At 47.2% G+C, this 6,743-nt stretch carries 3 protein-coding genes; all 3 read right to left on the bottom strand.

Annotated elements, in window-relative coordinates:
- Nucleotides 1-127: 127 nt before the first annotated feature.
- The 3 genes from ABD031_RS12080 to ABD031_RS12070 all read right to left on the bottom strand — a co-directional run bounded on the left by ABD031_RS12080 (nt 128) and on the right by ABD031_RS12070 (nt 6,685).
- Complete coding sequence (locus ABD031_RS12080) at nt 128-1,507, bottom strand: RagB/SusD family nutrient uptake outer membrane protein (RefSeq protein ID WP_343851767.1); 1,380 nt, start codon at nt 1,505-1,507, stop codon at nt 128-130.
- A 12-nt stretch (nt 1,508-1,519) separates the two neighbouring features.
- Entirely contained in the window at nt 1,520-4,498 is a 2,979-nt protein-coding gene (locus ABD031_RS12075; protein WP_343851765.1) for a SusC/RagA family TonB-linked outer membrane protein, read from the bottom strand.
- Between the two features lie 303 nt (nt 4,499-4,801).
- Nucleotides 4,802-6,685 carry a CocE/NonD family hydrolase gene (locus ABD031_RS12070; protein WP_343851763.1) on the bottom strand — a complete coding sequence of 628 codons (1,884 nt, stop codon included), beginning with the start codon at nt 6,683-6,685 and terminating at the stop codon, nt 4,802-4,804.
- Nucleotides 6,686-6,743 lie beyond the last annotated feature (58 nt).

The raw sequence follows: 6,743 nt of genomic DNA, 5'->3' as shown, positions 1-6,743 counted from the left end.
TTTCTCCAAAGAAACACCTTAGCAAAAACTGATATCACGGAACAACTATGGGATACGCTAACCAGACTTTCAGAAAAAAAAAGACCGACGTTACTGCCGGTCTTTTTTCATACTAGTCTGGAAAATATTAATTCCCCTTGTATTCATCCCAGCTGAGTTCAGCTTGTGGATGAGGGAATTCGGTGAAGATCGTGCCTGAGTCAAAGGACGTGTCGATTTCACCCAGTTTCCCATAGCGTCTTGCATCTATCCAGCGGTGTCCCCAAGGCTCGGCCCAAAGCGAGTACCTTCTTTGGTAGAGGATTTCGTTGATAAGTGCATCTTTGTCGGTACCGCCGGTATAGTTGCCGATACCTGCGGCATTCCGGATAATGTTGATCGCTGCCACTGCGCTGGAGCTTTGATCCAATTGCGCATGGGCTTCGGCTTTCAGCAGAATTAATTCCTCATTTCGGATGAACGGAATTGAGGTCGTATTTGAAGGCCATCTTGCGTCCTGATGGGTACCTACCAACGCTCCTGCATCAGTGGTTACGGTGACTGGAGTATTTCTCTTCAGAAATTTGTTTTTGACTCTGAAATCTCCAGCTGTCGTATCCTTCAATACGGAAGGATGGACGACGATGATCGTGTTCACAGCTGCGTTGGGTAAATAATACAAGGGATTAAATATGTCAGGAGCGGCACCGTACGGATGGGATGGGCCGACGATAAGGTTTCCTTCCAAATTCATAAATGAAGCGTCCAAGGCAGTCAATACGCCTTGCCAATCTTTTCGATAGGCATTTAATCTGGCGGTGATTGCTCTGTTCACCTGGCGCAAGCCCGTGTAGGTATTGAATCCAGCAAATCCTCGGGTTAATTTAAACGGGAACTCGCCCGTGCCAGCAGCGACTAGATCTGCGTCTCCTTCGTCCAAAATTACTTTGATGGCGTCCAAAGCCTGAGCATAGGGCACAAATTCCCCGGGATTGAGTGGGTCTTTCACGTCTACTCGAATTCCGTTTCCATAGACGAAATTTGCCGGAATCATAAATTGATAGCCTTGGATCGTTTTGGCGAAACCCCTGACAGCACTCTTAGATGTTTCCGGAATCAAGTCAGTATTGGCAGCTGCGGTGATCAGCACGTCTGCCTGCTTGATAGCTTGATAAGGAGTAGCCCAAGAGCCCCCACCCGTAGTGCCAAATCCAAAATAGGCTCGGTCGGGTACGCGTCCATTTTGTCCCAACCAATCGGTCTGGAATCGCGGGTCTGAGGCGTTCAAATACCAAATCTCTCGTCCGAAGGTATTCCATGCTTGCGAGATATTGGTTACGTATCCTCGGTGTCTTGATTCCAATCCTGTGATCAGAAACTGTATTTGTTGAGGAGTAGCATTGTTGGATACAGATCCAACGGACGGGTTGTTGGGATCCTGTATTTCGTCAAGTTGAAGCGGATTACAGCTGGAAAATACTGCGGCGGCAATCAACGCTGAAGCAAAATAGTTTCTTATATTTTTCATGATTAGGCCGGTTTAGAAGTCAACAGTCAAGTGGAAAAACACACGTCTCGGCGTCGGATAAGGAGCGATATCGACGTTGTTGGCGACCGCTTGGGGACCAAAAGAAGAGGTTTCCGGATCATATCCTTCATAGTCCGTGAATAGGAAGGCATTGTTCACCGAACTTCCAATTTTGATATTGGAAACTGCAGAGCCAAACCACTGCGAGATGGTGGTTTTTGAAAGGGTATAATAAAGCCCGATTTCACGGATTTTCACAAAACTTGCATTCTGAACCCATCTCCCTGCATTGTTGTAGGGTGCAGGTGGTCTTTGGCGCCCATTCGGAATTCCGTCTCCGTTGTCGTCGTCAAACCATCCGTTGGTTGTTCCGCCACCGTCGTTGAGGAAAGACGTGAGATTGATGTTGTCACCGCCTTTTTTCCAATCGATCAAGAAGGAAAGTTCGAGACCTTTAAAGAGGCTGACGGTATTGAAGAATGACATGTTGAAATCAGGCTGTGCGTCACCCCAAAAGGTAAATCCGCCAGGATTGTCTGCATTTGCCGGGGTACCTACGATAGTGGTCGGCGAATAGCCCTCCGCATAGAGAAAGGTGCCCAATCCTGATCCAAATGCTCCGGAGATGTAGGTCGGAATTCCGAGTCTAGTCATCAGGAGATCATTTTTCCAAAACATCACACGGCTAAACCAGCGGAAATTGGCGGTTTCAATCGGAGTGCCAGATATCGACAACTCTATCCCTTTATTTTCCAGCTCAGCTTCGTTACTCGGTGTGGTGTTCACCCCGGTTGAGGGAGCCAGGTTCAGGTTTTGAATGTTGTTTTGAGTGGATTTGATATAATACGTTGCCTCTATTGATAATCGGCTATTGAAAAAACCTGCATCTACGCCAAACTCCAGTTCTCTGGCTGTCTCTGGCAGTATCACGGTGTTTCCGATTTGTGTGCTAACGGTAGAGCCAAGTAGTCCGCCAATATTTGTTCCTCCCAGTGGTGTGAAAGTAGCTCCGAAATTCACCGGGCCTGCCGTCTCACCATAGGCAATTCGAGGCTTCAGCTGATTTAGGAATCCTACATTCCAGAAGTCGAAGTTGGCGACGTTGAATGCCACAGAAGCTCTCGGAAATGCATAGTATTCGTTAGGGTCTCCATTGAGTGTTGACTTGTCCCACCGTACTCCCAGCGTACCGATGATTTTGTCCTCCCAGTTGACTTCCTGCTGGAGGAAAACTCCCGCATCCTGGATTTTGCTGTTGAATTCCTGGTTGATTTCCTGAATCGCAGCTTGTTGCAGATTGGTCTGACCGGGTACCAATCCTCTTCCTCTGTTAAACAAGGCGTTGTCTTGGAAATCAAGCCTAACCAAACCTGCGGAGGTATTCATGTTGACGGTTCCCAGATTCCAATTGTAAACCAACGCTGCTTGGAAGTTGGTATTGAAGCTTTCCTGCTTTCCTTTCAGAACATCCCCGGGATTTGCTTGGGCACTCTGATATTGCAAGAATTCCGGTAGATATATCATCGTCGTATTTTGAAGATAGTCCAGGCCACCGGAGAATTGCGCTTTGAGGAAGCTTTTCTCGGTTTTTAAAAGGTCTATATCCAGCGTAAATGCCTGGATAAATCTGTTCACCAAGGAACTATTGGTTCCATTGTCAGTGACCGCCACAGGATTTTCTGAGAAGTAGGGATTAGTCGGATAGGTTCCGTCTTCATTTTTTCTTAGGTCAAAATAGTTTGGCACGTAGGCGATTGCATACCCGATGGAAGCGCCTGAGTTGTTTTGATTTCCGGTAAATCCCCGATCAGTATCTGAGCGGATGTAGTTGGATGATACACCGAGCTTGATTCCGTTGGTAATTTTCTGATCAATATTTGCCCGGATAGAATAGCGATTGAAACCTGTATTTTTCACAGTTCCCTCCTCATCGGTGATATTTCCGGAAACAAAGAATTTTGTTTTGTCTGTACCACCGCTTACGTTAATCCTTGTGTTGAGCAGGGTCGCTTGGTTGTTGTAGAAATAGTCCTCGTAGTCGATGAAAGTTCCGCTGGCCTCTGCAGCTCTGAAACGTTCGAGTTCGATTGGTCTTCTGGATTCTGGGAAGAAGAAATTGATTTTCTCCTCGCTCCAGTCATCCGTTCCGAGCAGTCTGAGAGGTTGGGCAAATCCAATGTCCTGTGAGAGCGACACGGTAGTTTTGCCTTCTTGTCCTCTTTTGGTGGTGATGATGATTACCCCGGCATTAGCTCGAGTCCCATAAATTGCGGCGGCAGACGGTCCTTTGAGGATTTCTATCGTTTCGATGTCGGCGGGGTTAATATCTGCGAGGCGATTGGATCCGTCATCTTGATTACTGGCGCCTGCACCTGATACGGTAGCTCTACCTGTCCGCTGGGAGGAGTTGCTTATGTACACCCCATCTACGATGATCAGTGGCTGAGATGCTCCGGTCAAGCTGGAGATACCTCTGAGCTGGATTGATATACCACCTCCTGGAGCTCCCCCGTTTGAGCGGATAGTTGCCCCGGGGACTTTGCCGTACAACGCGCCGTCCGTGGTCTGAATGGTCGTTGTTCCGGTTAAATCTCGGGCAGAAACCGAAGAAACAGCATTGGCGAGGTTACTTCTTTTGACAGAGGTGGCAAGGCCAGTCACGACAACTTCCTCCAGATTGGTGGCGTCTTGTTTCAGTTGAATGTTTAAAATGGTCACGCCCGGTGCCACTTCGACATTTTCACTGAGGTATCCAATGGAGGAAAATACCAGAGTCGCAGGATTATTCGACTGCAACGTGATTGAGAAATTACCATCTAGGTCAGTTATCGTACCTGTGGTCGTTCCTTTGAGCAGAATGCTGGCGCCGATTATGGTTTCGCCAGTCCGCTCGTCTGCAACTGTTCCTGTGACTGTATATTGAGCAAAAGCCCAACCAACAGATCCCCACAGGAAAGCCAGGGAGAGGATTGTTTTGTAAAGTTTGAACATAGGGTTGAAAATATTTGGTTGTAGACTAATTTCTTAAAAAAAAATCAACCAAATCGAAATTGTAAGAGAAAGTCGTTCAAAAATTTATAAAAGGAGTAAATAGCTGACTAATTGTCTTTTAACAATTTAAAAAATAATAATATGAATATACTCATTTGCCCTTGGGTTGGAAGGCCGTTGACCGAAAACCGATGCTGCGTTTTGTGATGTTGAAATTCTGTATCTCCAAGTTTAGCAGGCTGGATAAATGAAAAAGGGAGACAACCGTCCCCCTTTTTGAATCCTGTACACTTTATTTTAACATTATTTTTTGACAATCGGCAGCACAATCCTACTCAGGTTCTTTCCACCATGGTGTATGGAATTGGTAGCTACGATGCTTTCTGTTTCATCGTAGATATTTCCTCCGGTATTCAGGTTTCTGTCAAAACGGGGGAAGTTGGAGCTGCTGACTTCGATGCGGATTTTATGGCCTTTTGCAAAGTAGTTGGAGGTACTCATCGGAGTCATTTTGATTTCATAGATATTGCCTTCTTCCATCCAAACTTCTTTTTCATAGCCTTCTCGGTATCGAACGCGCTGAATGGTTTCGTCCAGATTATAGGCTTTTCCGTCAGGATAGACATCGATCAGTTTAATTGTCACATCTGTGTCTTTGACATCGGAAGAGAGATAGAGATAAGCGTCAATAAATCCCGAAACCTCGATGCCTTCCTCCAATACATCGGAGGTGTAGACGAGAATGTCGTCTCTAAGCTCCATCTCGGATTGGTCAAACGAACCGCCTACGACTGCATTTCCGGTACAGCAAACATTCCCGCCGTGGGACATTACGGGATCCATGGGGTCGTATTGGAAGGTGTCAGGCAGGTCTTTTTTAGGCTTTTTGGCAGTCAGTTTTCCATCGCCGTTTAGCGTGTTTGCCTTGCCCTCTGAGCTTAAATACATGTCGGTCATGACCGCATTGGCAGGAGGCCAAACTTCGGAAGTCTGCCATTTGTTAGATCCCATGGTGTAATACTGGACTCGCGGCATTTTCTCCATCACTTCAGACTTTTCACCTTTCAGCCACAGGTCAAACCATGCTGTGATGATCTCGTCATAATTTAGTCTCGCGTCGCCCACGTTTAAGTCGCCGATCATGGTGTTTTCCGTAGCTCGGGTATAGGAGCAGTGCATCACCGGAGCGATCACCAGGTACTGGTTGTCTCTGGCCACTTGGGAAACTGCATTTTGTCTCGCATGGTTGAAGAGTGCAATGTTTGGTCCAGCCGACACGTCAAACCAGCTGACAAACCAAAAGCTTGGCTTGTCGAAAGGCATCTCATCGTGATACAAGCCACCGTTAAACCATTTCGGATCGTTAGGTTTGCGGGTGATCATCTCCTCGTAGATCCCCATCGGGCCGTTTTGATTTCGGATGATATCCTGGATAGGGAGGTGGCTCAAAGCCGCTTTGGAGTCGATTCTCGGATATTCGGGAGACATATCGTAGAAGCGCTGTAATCTCAGCAGGTCTTTTTGTTCGATTCCAGCAGGCAGCTTAGGTGCCATTGGGTCATGCTGTACGCTATAGAGCCAATTCGTGAAAAGCATCTGTCCAGCTCCACCACGGTACCAGTTTCCCTGCTCCCAAAAGTCTCCGACTTTGCCGACTCCGGCTCCATAGCCCTGTGGAACCAAAGCCCCCAAAGCCGGATGATCGAGCGATGCGACCGCCATTTGCCATTCGGCAGTAGAGGAGCAGCCGAGCAGGCCGACTTTGCCATTGCTCCAAGTCTGCTTGGCCATCCAGTCAAAAGCGTCATATCCATCAGTAAGTGGGACGCCGAGGATATCCCAATCTCCTTCGGAAAAATAACGTCCCCGCTCGTTTTGAACGACAAATGCATACCCTTTCTTTACCCACTCCATCGCAGACTGCATTGTACGGGTGTTCAATTCGCCATTACCCCAGGTGTTGAAGTTGTAGGGTGTCCTGGAAAAGACGATCGGATATTTCCCTTCCCCTTTGGGTCGATAGATGTCTGTGGCAAGCCGAACGCCATCTCGCATCGGCATCATGACTTTCTGATCCACGATAGCGACCTCGTTTAGCTGATCGATGATGCTTTTTTCCTGCGAAAAAGACACAGAAAACACCATGACAAACATAACCGTCAGGAAACTGGTGCAAAGATTTTTCATATGTGTAAAATTTCAGTACAGATTGAAGTTAGCAAAGTGCGAGAATTGCGAGAAGAGA

This window comes from Algoriphagus jejuensis (assembly GCF_039523455.1).
Taxonomy (GTDB): domain Bacteria; phylum Bacteroidota; class Bacteroidia; order Cytophagales; family Cyclobacteriaceae; genus Algoriphagus; species Algoriphagus jejuensis.
The sequence above is the reverse complement of the archived record's forward strand: the minus strand, read 5'-3'. Positions and strand labels throughout refer to the sequence as shown.